This is a genomic window from Cystobacter fuscus (assembly GCF_044360685.1).
Lineage (GTDB): Bacteria > Myxococcota > Myxococcia > Myxococcales > Myxococcaceae > Cystobacter > Cystobacter fuscus_C.
In genome coordinates, this window is sequence record NZ_CP043491.1 from 5,085,576 (window position 1) to 5,100,224 (window position 14,649).

Genomic DNA, 14,649 nt, shown 5'->3' on the forward strand with positions numbered 1-14,649 from the left:
CACCCCACGATGCGCCCAAGAACACGATCCGCTCGGGGACCTCCTATCCGGCAATCCTGGTAACGACGGCCGATACGGACGACCGCGTCGTGCCTGCCCACAGCTTCAAATATGTCGCGGCGCTACAGGCCGCCGACCTCGGCGATCGACCGCGTATTCTCCGGGTCGACACGCGGGCCGGACACGGCGCCGGAAAGCCGATCGGCAAGGCGCTCGACGAGCTCGCCGACCTTTGGGCGTTTGCCGCGCACTGGACGGGTCTGGACGTTGAAGCGGCGGACTGACTCCTGGGCGCCCTCGGCATGCGGTGCTTGTTGACAAAAAATGCACTTGTTGTCAATTTGTCTTCATGCCCGTGACGATGACAGACGACGAGGCCGCCGCCCGCCGCGCGAAGGTCCTGACCGCCGCGCGCTGGTGCTTCCTCAACTTCGGCTTCGCGAAGACGTCCTTCGAGGACATCGCCAAACGCGCCGGCCTCTCGCGGACGCTGCTCTACCGGATCTTCAAGGACAAGGAGGCCATCTACCAGGCCGTCTTCGTGGACTGGCTGATCTCCCGGCACCCCGCCGCGAAGGAGGTGGCGAACGGTCCGGGCAGCGCCTATGAGCGCTTGCTCGGCGTCTGCCGTCTGATGTCGATCGAGCCCTGGGCCGAGATGGTCGGGGCGCCGATGGGGAGCGCGTTCCTCGAGGCCTGCGAGCAAATCGATCCCGAGAGCGAAGCGCTCTATCGCAAGGTCATGCTCGAGTGCGTGGCCGCCATCCTGGGAGAGGAGGCGAGCGCCGAGGTCTTCCTCCTCGCGCTCGACGGGTTGCTCTCGGACCGGCCGTCGAGGGAGGTGCTGGAGCAGCGGACGCAGCTCCTCGCGGCGCGCTTCGCTCCTCCCTCCTCGAAGACTCACTCCTCGAAGAAAGGCACGCAATCATGATCCCATCACCCATCCCAGAAATCGTCATCGTCACCGGTGCGTCCAGCGGCATCGGCGCGGCCACGGCACGCGAACTGGCCCGTCGGGGGTTTCATGTCCTCGCGGGGGTCCGGCGCGACCGGGACGCCGACGCCCTCCGGGGGCCGGGCATCGAGCCGCTGATCCTCGACATCACCCACCCGGAGCACATCCGGGCGCTCGCGGCCCGGGTGCAAGGGGATCCGCAAGGCCGGGCGGTGCGGGCGCTGGTGAACAACGCCGGCGTCCCGGTCAACGTCCCGGTCGAGGTCTTCCCGATCGACGAGTGGCGGCGCCTGTTCGAGGTCAACCTCTTCGGTCACGTCGCCGTGACCCAGGCCCTCCTGCCGGCGCTGGTCCGCGGCAAGGGGCGCGTGATCAACATCAGCTCGGTGGGCGGACGGGTCGCCATGGCCACCTATGGCCCCTACGCGGGCACGAAGTTCGCGCTCGAAGCGGTGAGTGATGCCTTGCGGCGTGAAATCGCCCCGTCCGGCGTCCAGGTGGTCGTGGTTGAACCGGGCGCCGTGCGCACGGAAATGCTCGGCCGGGCGGCCACTACCGCCCAGCAGCTGGCGTCGACCCTGACGCCCGAGCAAGGCCAGCGCTACGGCGGGCTGGTGCAAGCCATCGCCGCGCAGACCGCGTCGGCGACGGAGTGGGGCGTCCCCGCCGAGACCGCGGCCCAGGTGATTGCCAGGGCCGTGACGGCGCGCAAGCCGCGCACGCGCTACACCGTCGGCCGCGATGCCGCACTGGTGACCTTCATGGCGCGCATCCTGCCCGACCGGATGCTCGATTGCGTCGTTGCCGCCACGCTGCGTCCGTACTTCCCCAAGCAGAGCCGGAGTGCCCACTGAGCACCACGACTCCGTGACCGCTCGCCGCCAGGTCCGCGCTCGTCACCGGCGCGGTCCGCGGCATCGCCCTCGGACATCTCCTGGTTCACCCACTATGGGAAGTGCCCCCGGTGCCACTACACCGTGGGCGCATCAGGTCACACGCTGCGAATGGTCCCGCCGTCGACGCGCAACACCGCACCGGTCACATAGGCCGCGCGAGGGCTCGCCAGGAACACCACCGCATTCGCCACTTCTTCCGGCCGGCCCAGACGACCCACGTCGTTGGGAATGAATTCACGAACGGCGGCGCGCTCGATCTCGTCCCACTGCGTGCCCCAACCGTGCGCTTCGGCCACGTGCCGCATGAAGCCCTCGATCGCTGGCACCCGAATCGCCCCGGGAGCGACCGCGTTCGACGTCACGCCACTTCCCGCGAGCTCACGCGAGAGCGAGACCGCGAGGTTGTGCCGGGCCGCGAGCGTCGCGTTGTAGTGCGGCTGCGTCGGCGCCGGCTGTATTGCGAGTCCACCCCCGATGGTGATCACCCGGCCCCAACCCCGCGCCCGCATTCCGGGGACGAAGTGCCGAATCATCCTCACGCCGGAGATCACGTTCTGCTGCCACACGTCGGCCCACTGCTCCGGCGTCGCCTTCAGCCATCCCACATGTGCGTAGCCGCCGGCGTTGTTCACCAGGATGTCGATCTCCCCCTCCACCGCCGCGCGTACCGCATCGGCCCCCGCGTCAGTGGAAAGGTCTCCGAGGGCCATCTCCGCGCGTCCACCCGCGGCGCCGATGGCCTCGACCACCTGTCTGGCCCGTGTCTCGTCGCGGCCGTGCACGATGACCGTCACCCCCTCCGCCGCCAGTTGCTTCGCGATGGCTTCGCCGAGCCCCGAAGTGGAGCCCGTCACCAATGCCCGTTTGCCCTGAAGTTCCATGTTCATGAGCGCTGAATTTGCGTCCGGCACGTCGGCTCCGGAAGATGCTCGTCACGAAGGACTGTCTTTCGTGAGAACGAACGAATGCGCGGACCCGAATTCGCTGACCTTTCGGCCTTCGAGGCCGTCGCGACGCACCGGAGTTTCGCGCGCGCCGCGCGGGAACTCCGCACCACGGCCCCGGTCCTCAGCGTCACCGTTCGCCGACTCGAGACGCGCTTGGGCGTCCGGCTCCTCAACCGCACCACGCGGAGCGTGAGTCCGACCGAAGCCGGCCTCCAGCTGCTCCAGCGACTGAGGCCGGCGCTGCGCGAGCTCGATGCGGCAGTGCTCGTCGTCGAGGACTTCCGCGACCGGCCGGTCGGCACGGTGAAGATCAACTCCGCACACTCGGCGGCGGTGTCGTTGATTGCACCGGTGCTCGGCGAGTTCTTCGACCGCCATCCCGAAGTGAAGGTCGAGCTGAGCGTGAACTCCTCGACGGTCGACCTCGCTGGCGGCGGTTACGACCTCGGCGTGCGGCTCGGAGAGCGCCTCGAGAAGGACATGGTCGCGCTCAGGCTCGGCGGCCGCCGGCAGGTCTACGTCGTCGCATCACCGAAGTACCTCCGGACGCGCGGCACGCCGCGGACCCCGTTCGATCTCAAGCACCACCGCTGCATCGGCACCCGGCGCCCCGATGGCATCGCCACCCGTTGGGAATTCGAGCGGCGCGGCAAGAGCGTGAGCCTGCCCGTCGACGGCACGTTGGTGGTCGACAACCTCGCCGTCCAGTTGCGCGCCGCGCAAGACGGAGCAGGTCTCGCGTACACCATCGACGACTCGGTCGAGCCGCTCCTCGTGAAGGGCAAGCTGGTGCGGGTGCTGGACTCGTGGTCGCCGCGGTTCGACGGCTTCTACCTCACCTATCCCAGCCGCCGCCAGCTCACTGGAGCGGTGCGCTCCTTCATCGACTTCATGACCCGCCGTTGAAATGCCCGGGGGACGCGAGCTACGAGCGGCGTGGGAGGATGTCTCGTGCCATGTCGATGAACGCGCGCAGTGGGCGGGAGGCTCGCGTCCGGTTGGGGAAGTACAGGAAGAGGCCCGGCACGACGGGCGCCCAATCTTCCAGCACGGGCCGCAGCGCACCGGTGTGCAGCCAGGGAGCGGCCTGGTGCTCGGCCACGTAGGCGAGGCCCAGGCCCGCGGCGGCCATGCTCAGCAGCAGCGGCGCGTGGTCCGAGGCGAGCGGCCCCTTCACCGGCACGCTGAGTTCCCGCCGCCCCTGCTCGAATTCCCAGTGATATGGCAGCCCCGTCGAGGGTGAGCGGTAGCCCAGGCAGGAGTGGTTGGCCAGGTCCTTCGGCCGCCGCGGAGTCCCATGCCGCTCGAGGTACGAAGGGGCTCCCACGACGAGGAACCGGAAGGCGGGCGTGAGGCGCACCTGGACCATGTCACGCTCCACCGCCTCCGATAGACGGATGCCCGCGTCGAAGCCTTCCTCGACGATGTTGACGAACCGGTCCTGCACGGACACGTCGACGTGGACGTGTGGATGGACTTCGAGGAATTTCGCCAACATGGGCTCGACCACGAGCGGCAGCGAGAACGCGGGCACCGACAGGCGAAGCGAGCCCGTGAGCTGCGTGGTATCGGCGGACAGGTGCTCGAGCGCCGCCAGCGCTGATTGGAGACCCGGCGCGGCGTCTTCCAGGAGCCGGCGCCCGGCCTCGGTGAGTGACACGCTGCGCGTGGTGCGGGCGAGCAGCGCGTGTCCCAGCTTCTCCTCCAACTGGCGGACGGCCTGACTCACCGCGGAGGAGGACACCCCGAGTTCCTTCGCGGCCTGGGTGAAGCTGCGACGCCGGGCGACGGTGACGAACACGGCCAGGGCATTGAGGGGCGTGAGGGCCATTTCTAAGAAATTCTAAAGAGTGTGTGCGGATTCCGCCTCTTCATTTCGGGGTCCCTGGAAGGCAGTTTGAAGCCATCCACAGGGGAGACACATGACGACGACACCTCGAATCGACTCGCTGGCGCAGTACCACCTGCTGGGCCGCAGCGGCCTGCGCGTGAGCCCGCTGTGCCTGGGCACCATGACCTTCGGCACCGAGTGGGGCTGGGGCAGCCCGAAGGAAACCGCCTACCGCATCCTGGCGCGCTACCTGGAGGCGGGCGGTAACTTCCTGGACACGGCGGACGGCTACACGGGCGGCACCAGCGAGCAGCTCATCGGCGAGTACTTCGCGCAACACGGCGGGCGGGACGGCGTGGTCATCGCGACGAAGTTCACCATCAACACCTCGCCGGGGGATCCCAACGCGGGCGGCAATGGCCGCAAGAACATCTACCGCGCGCTGGAGGGCTCGCTGCGGCGGCTGAAGACGGACTACGTGGACCTCTACTGGCTGCATGCGTGGGACGGCCTCACGCCCGTGGAGGAGGTGATGCACACGCTCACCGGCCTCGTGCGCGAGGGCAAGGTGCGCTACATCGGCCTGTCCGACGTGCCGGCCTGGTACTTCGCTCGCGCGCAGACGCTCGCGGAGCGCGAGGGCCTGGAGCGCATCGCGGCGCTGCAACTGGAGTACTCGCTCGTCGAGCGCAACATCGAGCGTGAGCACATCCCAGCGGCCCTGGCGCTCGGAGCGGCCATCACTCCCTGGAGCCCCCTGGCGTCGGGGCTGCTGTCGGGCAAGTACACGCGCGAGGGCGTAGGGGTGAAGGGGGACGGCCGGCTCCCCTCCATCTCCACCTCCGGCAACCCGGGGTTCCTCAAGCTCTTCACCGAGCGCAACTGGGGCATCGTCGACACGCTCAAGGATGTGGCCCGCCAGTTGGATCGGCCTCCGGCCCAGGTGGCGCTGGCGTGGGTGACGCGCCGGCCCGGTGTGGCGTCCACCATCATCGGCGCGACGCGGCTGGAGCAGCTCGAGAGCAACCTTCGCGCCCTCGACGTGGAGATTCCGGCCCCGCTCGCCGAGCGCCTGGATGCCGCCAGCCGCCCCGAGCTCGTCCACCCGTACCACTTCTTCGAGGAGGCCTTCTTCACCGGCGGCATGTTCACGGGAGGCACGACGGTCCGGTCCGAGCCCACATGGTTTCGGACGAGCCCGGGCCGCCGGTAGGTCCCGGTTTTGCTTAGAGCGCGATCACGATCTTGCCGAAGAGGTGCGCCTCACCCAGCGCGAAGACGACGGCCGCCATCATCAGGAGCGCCCGCCACCTGACACAGCGGTGCGCGGGTCTACCTGGAAAGCCGACTTCGGGCCCATCACCCGGCGTGGCCAGGCTTTCGTCCCCACACCTGGAAGAACAGGTGTGAAATCACGAGCACGTCCTCGCGCGCCAGATGTGCCTTGAGCTCGGTCATCAGGCCGTCCAACTCCCTGGCCTCGATCCTTCCGGCTTCGAGCAGCTCCGCGCGGACGTTCTGGATGAAGTCGACGAAGATCTCGCGGCGTGAATGGCCCTTCGGATAGACGTGGATGATGGGCCGGACCTGGATATCCGTCAGTCCGGCCTCGCGAAGCAGGCGGTGGGAACGGCGGCCCACGAACAAGTCGACGCCGTGATCGCGCGAGTGTGCCTCGAAGAACTCGAAGAGGCGATCCCACGCCGCGCAGGGCGGATCACAGCGATGCGGCAAGTAGTCCGCTTCATGGCTGGCGACCACGCCACCCGGCCGCGCCAGCGCCACCATCTCCCGGACGATTTCCTCGGGTCGCGGGACGTTGACGAGCACGAGACGCGCGTGGACGAGATCGAATGAGCCGGGCGGCTGCCCCGTCGCTCGCGCGTCTCCTTGAATCAACTCGACGTTGTGCAGGCCACGTTCGGCCACGAACGCGCGTGCGCGAGCGATCGTGTCCGCACCGCGCTCGAGGCCCACCACCGTGCCGGAGGCACCCACGCGCGCGGAGAGTTGCTCGAGCACGCCGCGCGGACCACAGCCCAGGTCGATCGCGCGGGCTCCCACGGGGAGGTCGATCTGGTCGAAGAGCCAGCTCGACTCGTTCGCCAGATCTTGCGCCTGGCGAACCAGACGTTGGTCCTCCGTGGCATCGTGGCCAAGCAAATATACATCCGTGCCCATGACTCCTCCTTGCTTCAATCGTGAAGCTTCAGCCTGGCCAGTAAAAAGGCCCACCTGGTTCCAGGTGGGCCTCTTCTCAACTCGAGCTGCAACGGACAGCCAACTACCAGATAGCCACCAGCGAGTACTTCCCGTTGGTCGAGCCGGTGCCGCCGCTGTAGTAGATCACCTTGACATAGAAGTCGGCCGACATCGTGCCGCCGTTGCTCCGGGTCACCGAGTCCACCGCGCCGGTCCCCGCGGTGCTCGAGGTCAGCTTGGTGCCCGCGCTGTTGTACAGTTCCAGATCGTAGTCAGAGGTCGAGTTGGGCGTCATCTGCGCGGTCAGGGTCTTGCCCGCCGGCAGGGTGACCTTGAAGAAGTCGACATCGCTGCTCGAAGCGATCGCGGCATTGACGGTGGTGTTGGTGGTGGAGATCTCGTTGGCCGTGGCCTGGGTGTTGTTGGATTCGGTCTCGTTGATGGTCGGGCCCGTGGGGATCGAGCTGATGATGTTTTGCGCCTCGAACTTCGCCTTGAAGGTGTTCTCGTAGGTCGCATCATTCGGGAACAGGTTGTGCGCGGCGTTGACGATGGCCGTTGCCATCGCCGGCATCTTCACGCCCGAGCCCAGGCCGAAGTGCGCCTGGAGGATGAGCTTGTCGACATCCGCGCGGGACTTGCCGTTGGCCATCAGGCTGGTCAGCGCCTGGAACAAGGGCGCGGACCACAGCTCGTCGGACACGAAGGTGACGCCGCCCTCGGTGATCGACTGGTGCGCGCCATAGGTCCTGAGTCTGTTGTACCTGGCATCGGTGCGGTTCAGCGCCCGGCCGCTCCAGCAGTTGCTGTGACCGTCCCAGCTGAACACCCACTCGGGGTGATACGTGGGGCCATTCGGCGTGCTGTAGGAATACGAAGCCGCCCAGTAGTCGCCAAAGCCCTCGCCCATGGCGCCGGTGTCGCCACCGGACCAGCTCGTGTTGATGTTGCGCTGGATGCCATGGCCGTACTCGTGGAGGATCACGTCGGCGTCTTCGCTGTCGTTGACGCAGCCATGACCGAAGGCCAGGTAGTCCGTGCCGCTGCCGTAGCTGTAGTGCGAGTTGTCGTCACCGTCGACACCGTTGGTGTCTACATCGAACGGACGGTTGATGATGTTGGTGAACCCGAGCGACTGGATGTAGCGCTGGTTCTGATCGAGCTGGAAGTAGACGTTGGTGTCGTCGAACGCATCACTGCCACGCTTGGCGGTCCAGGCGCCGGTGGTGGTGGTGGAAGGCGCGGTGTTCGGCGCTTCGATGTTCTTGATGTTGACGTACGGGCCGGAGAGTGAGTACACGCCGCCACTGAGCGTGATGTCGCGCAGCGGCTTGTTGAAATAGGCGCTATCGAAGGCGGAAGCGGCCGAGGAGTCCGTCAGGCTGTCGTTGTTCAGCGTGGTGCGCGGATCCGGATCGAACACGAAGCCGGAGCCGTCAATGCCGGAGGGCACGAGCGAAGTCACCGGCTGGGCCAGGCGCTTCTGCCGCTCGATGGCGGCCGTCTCGGCCTTGCGATCCAGAGGCGAGCCGAGTGTCCGCTGGCGAGCGGCGAGGGTGCGCTCTTCGAACTTGCCGTTGCGCGGCATGGACGTGGAGTAGGAGTCGATCAGGCTGCCATCCTGGGCGTTGATGTATTGCACGAAGCCGCCGGTAGGCATCTGTGCCGCGATGGACACCTTGTACGAGAGCTGGAAGCCGTCCTTGACGGGGACCCAGACCTGCTCGCTCTTGGGCAGGTCGACGAGGGGATTCTGGACCCTCATGTTGCTCCAGGCGCGATCGAGGGCGGACTCGCTGGAGAGCTGCTCCTTCAGCTGCAGTTGGTTGACCGCCGCCTCCTCCATGTCCTCGCTGACATGCCGGCTCGTGTTGTAGATTTGCAGCAGCTGGCCGTCCTTGCCGATCGAGACAACGATCTCCGCGCCATCAACGGGCAGATCCAGCAACATCTGCTGGTAGTGGTAGTGCTTGCCGAGCAGGGATTCCTTCACCTGGACGAGGACCAGATTCTTGAGGCTGGCGGGCAGGCCGAAGCGCTCTGCGTTGTCGCGCAAGGCCTGCTCTGGAGAGGTGGCCCGCGATCCTGAATACACAGTCAGGTTATCCGTGGTGACGCTCTTGGCCAGGGCTTGGGTCTGAGCCGGGGCTGCTTCGGCGATTCCAAGAGTGAGCGAGAGGGCCAGAAGATGAAGACCAGGGCGTTGCATGTGCCTCCGTGAGGGATTAACAGGGTGACAGTAAAAAGCCTCGCGAAAATAAACAGCGCTGTCAATCACTGTCTGAACTGAGGGGGGCCGCGGGTATCAGGCGTGACGGGGTTGCCCACGGCTCAAGAGCCAGGACGCGCGGCCCAGTCCCTGAGCGCGACACGCAGATTAGGGAGCGAAACGGGGGCGATGTCGGAATCGACCAGATCGTCCCAGTCGGGAGTTCCCAGCCTCGAATCGACGGTCACCCCCCAGGTGGCGAGGAGTTCGGCGATCCGCATCGGCTCGTGCCCCTCCCCCTGGGCCTTCCAGGGTGAAGTCCCGCTGACACAGTGATTCCAAAGACACACCAGCTCCCCCACGGCGGCGTGACCCAGGCACCACGTGCCCTCCGGCTCATCGACTCCCACGAAACGCTCGGTGCGAACATCGCCCGCCACGCAGAGGAACCCACTGGTGAGGAGGGTGCGTACGGTGAGGTTCCCACGAATGAAGGTCAGACCCTGGTGCTCGAGCCAGGTGTCCACTTCCACGTCGCCGTCGATGAAGAGCGTGGCCGCGGGCTCGAGCGGTGGGGGCAGCGAGAGCTGGCGGAACCTCCCTCCAGCGCAGATCCATGCGCCACTCCAGCCCTCCACTCCCCGGAAGCCATGCCGCAGGACGGAGGGATCCGCATCGACGGGACGAGCCGCCTTCATTCGCTCGACGAAGGGCTCCAGCAGGACGCCCGCTTCATGGACGGTGGCGCGTCGAAGGACCTTCAAGGTGTCGTCAGCCATGGCCTGGACTCTACGGAGAAGCGCCACCGCCAGGTCAACGCCGGTCGGCCCGGGAAAGGTGTCAAAGGACTCGTTCCGACACTTTTCCTCCTACGAGTCGTTTGACACCCTTCATGACACCCTTCATGGCGCTCGACGAGCTCGCCGACCTTTGGGCGTTTGCCGCGCACTGGACGGGTCTGGACGTTGAAGCGGCGGACTGACCCGGCGGGGACGGCGCCCCGGATCATGCGCGGACTTCAACGTCTGCCTGAGCATGGTTCAGGATTGCAGGAGCCGGGCCGAACACCTTGTTGCAATATGCGCGCAGAAGCTCCGGCTCGTCGGCGGGGCCGCGAAAGGCGATGTGGCCATCGGGCCGCACCAGGATCAGGGCGGGTGTGCTTCCAAGGCCGTAGGCGGCGTGGGCAACACCATCCAGGTCGGACAGCACGGTGGCGTCATCGGCCTCCGGGATCGCCGCGCTGAGCACCAGCCTGGGCCGCACCCATTTCCAGCCTTGAACCTCGGCGAGCGCACTCCGGAGCTGGGACATCGCGTCCGCTCGTCGCCCGTCGAAAGCGAGCAGCGACCAGCCCCAGCTCCACCCATCAGGGTTGTACAGGTGCGCGAACAGCGTTGTCGAGGACCCGTCGGCCGCGATCACGTCGGCGTCTGGCGCCCGCTCGCCGGGACGCGGGGCGGGGCGGTGCAGCAGTTCGCGCAGGCCGCCCAGCTGGTCCTCGTTGAGCGGGCTTGTCGGGTACCCCACCGTCAATTGCTGGAGGTCAGCGGTGCCCTGGAGCAGCGAGCCGATGTTGGGCAGGAACCTGGCGGCGACACTCAGGGCCGCATCCTTGATCGGACCGCGATACACACTGCTCCGGAACCCTCGCGCCTGCTGTTTGTCGAGGCGGCGGTGCTCGCCGCCACGCTCCACGTCGTAGGAGTCGAGCAAGACCGGCTTCGCCTTTCCTTCCAGCACCATCGCGAGCCGCCAGGCCACGCCGATTGCATCGTGCATGCCCGCGTTCATGCCCTGCCCACCGGCTGGCAGCGTCCGATGTCCGGCGTCGCCGACGAGGAAAATGCGATCCTTGGCGTAGTGCGCCGCCGCGCCATGCTGGAACCGGCTATGGGTCAACCAGATGGGATCGGTCAGCGTCAGGGTCTCGTCCTCGGTGACTTCCCGCGCGATCGCCTGCATTTCCTCCAGGGTCGGATCGCGATCGGGGATACCCGTGTCATCCGACAGGAAGAACAATCGGTGATACCCGCCCCACACCGGCAGCACGCCGCAGAAGCCCCGCGGGTAATAGAAGAACCAGAGATGGTCATACGCGGTCGAACGCCTCCAGCTCAGCCTGGCGTCGACCTGACGGTTCATGCAGTTCGGCATCCTCTCCGATTTGAAATCCAGCCCCAGCGCCTTGCGCACGAAGCTGTCGCAGCCATCTGCACCGATCAGGTAGCGGCAGCGCAACCGCTCGGTCCGCCCTTCGGTCTTGTCTTCATCCTTCTCGCTCACCGTCGCGAGCGTTACCGTAACGCCATCCGCGTCCTGCTCGAGCCCGATCACCTTGCGCCCGCGCTCGACCGTGCCGCCCTTGGCCTCGACCTGCTCGGCCAGGACCGTCTCGATCACGTTCTGCCCGCTGTAGAGGACCTGCGGGTACGGGCTCGCGACATCGGCGATGTCGATGGGGTCCACCGTGCGTCCGTTCAGCAGCGTGTTCACTTGCGTGATCCGATAGGACTTCTCGGCCAGCGCATCGCGGATGCCGATGCTCGCGAGCAGCTCCTGCGGCCGCGCCCAGACGTTGTTGGCACGCGAGTAGGGTTTGGACTCCCGCCGCTGTTCGAAGATGCGGAAGTCGACACCGTGGTGGGCGAGTGCGCATGCCGTGGTCAAGCCGATCGGGCCGCCCCCGATGATGATGACATCCGCGTCGAAGTCGTCGTGCCTGGATGAAACGCTCATGACTTGTCCTTTCGTGGTTTCTTCATGACAGCATCGACCGTTGGCGTGTCGGAGGTCTGTGCGAGCACCTCGTTCATCTCACGCAGCACCGCGATCGCGACCGCGATCCGCTCGGCACCGAGCCGGTCGAATATCGCCCGGTTGATCGGGGCCTCCGCCGCCTCGGCCGCATCCAGTGCGGCGCGGCCCGCTGGTGTCAGCACGACCAGCTTGGCGCGCTGATGATGAGGGTTGGGCTGAAGGCAGACAAACCCACGCTCGACGAGCAGGTCGACGACGCGCTGCACCGCCTGGCGGGTAAGGCCCATGTTGCGGGCGATGTGCGCCACTGCGAGCGGCACCGGCGAGTAGCCCAGCGCTCCCAGCACCTGCCACAACGCCGTCGTCAGCCCAATGTGGCGGACAAGCTCGTTGCCTGTCTCCACGAGACGGCCGTTCGTCTCGAATACCGCTATGACCAGCTCGCGAGTGGTCGAAGGATTATGTCGATCGCGCATACGACAACATGCTGTCCACATGACAGCATGTTGTCAAGATGTGTAAGGATGCGCGCGCACGAGCGAGAAGCCGGGCTTCACCGCTGCCAGTGTCAGGTCGTGCGTGTGCGGCGACGCCGGGAGCGTTCGCGGGGCGGGCGCTGCTGGACGGGCGATGGGCGACGTACTCCGAGATAGCCGCTCACCAGCGCGCGGAGCTCACGTTCGAAGCGCGGGCTGTCGAGCAGCTCCGGGCGGAAGAGCAGCGTGTGATCGGTGAGCGCGTCGAGCGAGGTCACCAGGATGTGCGCCGTCAGTGACGGGTCGACGACGTCGAGCTCGTCGCGTCGCGCCGCCAGCCATTCGGCCAGCGCGTCGGCGAGTCGGCGGTTGACGCGATCGAAGAGCTCAAGTGTGCTCTGGCGAGGCAGCTCGACGAGCACGGCCCGGTAGAGCGGCGCGTCGCGCCGTGAGACGTCGAGCGCGACACGCACGAGCGTCGCGATCCCCTCGTCGACCGACGCGTCTTGAAGCGACGTGCCCAGCTCGATCAAGTGCGCCGTCATCTCGTCGGCGATCCGCTCGACCAGCGCGAGCAGCAGCGCCTCCTTGTTCGGGAAGTACTGATACAGGCTGCCCACGCTCACCCCCGCGGCGCGCGCGATCCGGTTGGTGGTCAGCGCCTGCCAGCCTTCGCGGAGCAAAATGCGAGCTGCCGTTTGAATCAGTGCGTCGACCAGCGCCTTGCTGCGGGCCTGCGAGGGTTGCTTTCGGGCGCCCTTCTGCCTGGAACTTCCGAGAGTTGCGCGCATCGTCACCTTCCTGCACACGGCCCCTCGAACGCGAGCCGGCCGCGAGTCTTGAATGCGAGCATTCTTTCATAATCTCCATCGTATGAACCAGCGTGCCCGCCTCACCACACTCGATGCCCTGCGGGGCTTCTGCCTGCTCGGCATCCTCGTGATGAACGTCCAGTCATTCGCGATGCCCCTCGCGGCCTATCTGAATCCCACCGTGTTCGGAGCGCTCGACGGCGTCGACGGTCTTGCCTGGTCGCTCGGTCGCCTCCTCTTCGATTTCAAGTTCCTCAACCTGTTCGCCATGCTCTTCGGCGCGTCGCTCGTGCTCGGGGGCGACGCCACGAGCCCGCGCCGTCGGCTCGCGTGGCTGATCGTCTTCGGGCTGTTGCATGCCTACGCCGTCTGGTACGGCGACATCCTGTTCACCTACGGCGTCGTCGGCATGCTCGTCGTCGGCGCGCGGTCATGGCCCCCCGGGCGGCAGCTGCGCCTCGGCCTCGCGCTGGTTTCGGTCGGGCCAGCGATCGCGCTGGTGACCGCCCTCGCGTTCGATCACCTCCCGCCCTCCCTGCTCGGAGTGCTCCTCGAGCACCTCGATGCACGCTCGGTCGCGGGGGAGCTCGCGGCCTTCAGGGGCGACTGGATGACACAGCTACCCGTCCGGGCGAAGCTGGCCTTCGAGGGCCAGACCTCCGCGCTCATCTACGAGACGGGCTGGAGGGCGGCGGGGTGCATGCTGCTCGGCATGGCTGGCCTTCAGCGAGGGATGTTCGAGGGGCACTTCGCGTCGCCGCGGGCCGTGCTGCTGCTCTGGGTGCTCGGTCTCGCATCCACCTCGGCGGGCCTGGCGGTGCAGCTTGCCGGGGGGTTTTCACCACGTGCCTGGGTGTTCGCGCAGGTGCTGCACGAGGTGGGGGCGGTGCCTCTGGCCATCGCGATCGGGTGCACGGTGGTCGGGCTGGCCCGGCGCTTCGCGCGTGCCGCGCCCACGCGTGCCATCGCTTCCCTCGGCCGGGTCGCGTTCACCGCCTACCTGATGCAGTCGGTCGTCGGAACGCTGGTCTTCGGAGGGCACGGCCTTGGCGCCTTCGGGACGTGGAGCCGCTCGGCGCTTCTGCTCGCCGCGTTCGTCTTCTGGGCGCTGCAGGTGCTGCTTGCCAGCCTCTGGTCGAGGTACTTCGGGCGCGGGCCGCTCGAGGCGCTCTGGCGAGGCCTCGCGCGCGGGGACTTCTCGCTCCGTGCGCGTGTGTCACCCGTCGGGCAGCCCGGCGAGTGAACCCCGCCACTCCACCGGTGAGCCAGAAGACGGAACCTTGAGCGGCCGAAAGGGTGTCCGAAAGGGTGTCAGACGATTTGTAGGAGACGAGGTGTCGGAACGAGTCCTTTGACACCTTCCCTGGCCTTGCTGGCCCCGGCGGCGGCCCTTCTCGGCCCCTCTACACCAGCCCTCACCCCCAACAGGCCTTCTTATTCGCCCCAGGTGTAGTGCTGTTGGTGCGCGTGGACGGTCTGAGCGAGTACAAATCGTTTTCCCAGCAATCCAACGATTTTATGCATCAGTTTCCTCCTCGTTGGCTCATTCGAGTTGAAAGGG

At 66.8% G+C, this 14,649-nt stretch carries 14 protein-coding genes; 6 read left to right on the top strand and 8 right to left on the bottom strand.

The features are described 5' to 3' along the window. Positions 1 to 26: 26 nt before the first annotated feature. The 3 genes from F0U63_RS20920 to F0U63_RS20930 all read left to right on the top strand — a co-directional run bounded on the left by F0U63_RS20920 (position 27) and on the right by F0U63_RS20930 (position 1,809). Positions 27 to 284 (top strand): prolyl oligopeptidase family serine peptidase, encoded by a 258-nt coding sequence (locus F0U63_RS20920; protein WP_395848396.1) that lies wholly within the window; start codon positions 27 to 29, stop codon positions 282 to 284. Between the two features lie 77 nt (positions 285 to 361). After that, entirely contained in the window at positions 362 to 931 is a 570-nt protein-coding gene (locus F0U63_RS20925; protein WP_395848397.1) for a TetR/AcrR family transcriptional regulator, read from the top strand. Further along, positions 928 to 1,809, top strand: coding sequence for an SDR family oxidoreductase (locus F0U63_RS20930; protein ID WP_395847675.1), 882 nt, complete (start codon positions 928 to 930; stop codon positions 1,807 to 1,809). The genes F0U63_RS20925 and F0U63_RS20930 overlap by 4 nt, the downstream gene beginning before the upstream one ends. A gap of 137 nt (positions 1,810 to 1,946) precedes the next feature. Here F0U63_RS20930 and F0U63_RS20935 read toward each other — a convergent pair whose 3' ends face one another. Further along, complete coding sequence (locus F0U63_RS20935; RefSeq protein WP_395847676.1) at positions 1,947 to 2,738, bottom strand: SDR family NAD(P)-dependent oxidoreductase; 792 nt, start codon at positions 2,736 to 2,738, stop codon at positions 1,947 to 1,949. A gap of 78 nt (positions 2,739 to 2,816) precedes the next feature. Between F0U63_RS20935 and F0U63_RS20940 the strand changes: the two genes are divergently transcribed. Further along, the gene (locus F0U63_RS20940) at positions 2,817 to 3,704 is read left to right on the top strand and encodes a LysR family transcriptional regulator (RefSeq protein WP_395847677.1); all 888 of its coding nucleotides are present in this window, start codon (positions 2,817 to 2,819) and stop codon (positions 3,702 to 3,704) included. A gap of 19 nt (positions 3,705 to 3,723) precedes the next feature. Here the strand turns inward: F0U63_RS20940 and F0U63_RS20945 are convergent, their stop codons facing one another. Continuing rightward, positions 3,724 to 4,629 (bottom strand): LysR family transcriptional regulator, encoded by a 906-nt coding sequence (locus F0U63_RS20945; RefSeq protein ID WP_395847678.1) that lies wholly within the window; start codon positions 4,627 to 4,629, stop codon positions 3,724 to 3,726. Positions 4,630 to 4,720: 91 nt separating this feature from the next. Between F0U63_RS20945 and F0U63_RS20950 the strand changes: the two genes are divergently transcribed. Further along, positions 4,721 to 5,842, top strand: a complete 1,122-nt coding sequence (locus F0U63_RS20950) for an aldo/keto reductase (RefSeq protein ID WP_395847679.1) — start codon at positions 4,721 to 4,723, stop codon at positions 5,840 to 5,842. 146 nt (positions 5,843 to 5,988) lie between these two features. Here F0U63_RS20950 and F0U63_RS20955 read toward each other — a convergent pair whose 3' ends face one another. The 6 genes from F0U63_RS20955 to F0U63_RS20980 form a co-directional block, all read right to left on the bottom strand. Beyond that, entirely contained in the window at positions 5,989 to 6,810 is an 822-nt protein-coding gene (locus F0U63_RS20955; protein ID WP_395847680.1) for a methyltransferase domain-containing protein, read from the bottom strand. A 103-nt stretch (positions 6,811 to 6,913) separates the two neighbouring features. Continuing rightward, positions 6,914 to 8,887: a hypothetical protein gene (locus tag F0U63_RS20960; protein WP_395847681.1), complete on the bottom strand. Its 1,974-nt coding sequence runs from the start codon at positions 8,885 to 8,887 to the stop codon at positions 6,914 to 6,916. Between the two features lie 275 nt (positions 8,888 to 9,162). Then, on the bottom strand, positions 9,163 to 9,819 hold the full coding sequence (locus F0U63_RS20965) for a hypothetical protein (RefSeq protein ID WP_395847682.1): 657 nt from the start codon (positions 9,817 to 9,819) through the stop codon (positions 9,163 to 9,165). A gap of 226 nt (positions 9,820 to 10,045) precedes the next feature. Then, entirely contained in the window at positions 10,046 to 11,779 is a 1,734-nt protein-coding gene (locus F0U63_RS20970; RefSeq protein ID WP_395847683.1) for an FAD-dependent monooxygenase, read from the bottom strand. Further along, positions 11,776 to 12,276, bottom strand: coding sequence for a MarR family winged helix-turn-helix transcriptional regulator (locus tag F0U63_RS20975; protein ID WP_395847684.1), 501 nt, complete (start codon positions 12,274 to 12,276; stop codon positions 11,776 to 11,778). Before F0U63_RS20975 ends, F0U63_RS20970 begins: the two co-directional genes overlap by 4 nt. Positions 12,277 to 12,368: 92 nt before the next feature. Beyond that, entirely contained in the window at positions 12,369 to 13,067 is a 699-nt protein-coding gene (locus F0U63_RS20980; RefSeq protein WP_395847685.1) for a TetR/AcrR family transcriptional regulator, read from the bottom strand. A gap of 82 nt (positions 13,068 to 13,149) precedes the next feature. On the opposite strand from F0U63_RS20980, the gene F0U63_RS20985 reads away from it, so the two are divergent. After that, positions 13,150 to 14,331 carry a DUF418 domain-containing protein gene (locus F0U63_RS20985; protein WP_395847686.1) on the top strand — a complete coding sequence of 394 codons (1,182 nt, stop codon included), beginning with the start codon at positions 13,150 to 13,152 and terminating at the stop codon, positions 14,329 to 14,331. Positions 14,332 to 14,649 lie beyond the last annotated feature (318 nt).

What these genes read in the sequence shown, in the direction of transcription:
- F0U63_RS20955 (WP_395847680.1), bottom strand. Translation starts at nt 6,810, where the DNA reads ATGGGCACGGATGTATATTTGCTTGGCCACGATGCCACGGAGGACCAA.
- F0U63_RS20925 (WP_395848397.1), top strand. Translation starts at nt 362, where the DNA reads ATGACAGACGACGAGGCCGCCGCCCGCCGCGCGAAGGTCCTGACCGCC.
- F0U63_RS20970 (WP_395847683.1), bottom strand. Translation starts at nt 11,779, where the DNA reads ATGAGCGTTTCATCCAGGCACGACGACTTCGACGCGGATGTCATCATC.
- F0U63_RS20935 (WP_395847676.1), bottom strand. Translation starts at nt 2,738, where the DNA reads ATGAACATGGAACTTCAGGGCAAACGGGCATTGGTGACGGGCTCCACT.
- F0U63_RS20945 (WP_395847678.1), bottom strand. Translation starts at nt 4,629, where the DNA reads ATGGCCCTCACGCCCCTCAATGCCCTGGCCGTGTTCGTCACCGTCGCC.
- F0U63_RS20950 (WP_395847679.1), top strand. Translation starts at nt 4,721, where the DNA reads ATGACGACGACACCTCGAATCGACTCGCTGGCGCAGTACCACCTGCTG.
- F0U63_RS20980 (WP_395847685.1), bottom strand. Translation starts at nt 13,067, where the DNA reads ATGCGCGCAACTCTCGGAAGTTCCAGGCAGAAGGGCGCCCGAAAGCAA.
- F0U63_RS20975 (WP_395847684.1), bottom strand. Translation starts at nt 12,276, where the DNA reads ATGCGCGATCGACATAATCCTTCGACCACTCGCGAGCTGGTCATAGCG.
- F0U63_RS20940 (WP_395847677.1), top strand. Translation starts at nt 2,817, where the DNA reads ATGCGCGGACCCGAATTCGCTGACCTTTCGGCCTTCGAGGCCGTCGCG.
- F0U63_RS20985 (WP_395847686.1), top strand. Translation starts at nt 13,150, where the DNA reads ATGAACCAGCGTGCCCGCCTCACCACACTCGATGCCCTGCGGGGCTTC.
- F0U63_RS20930 (WP_395847675.1), top strand. Translation starts at nt 928, where the DNA reads ATGATCCCATCACCCATCCCAGAAATCGTCATCGTCACCGGTGCGTCC.
- F0U63_RS20965 (WP_395847682.1), bottom strand. Translation starts at nt 9,819, where the DNA reads ATGGCTGACGACACCTTGAAGGTCCTTCGACGCGCCACCGTCCATGAA.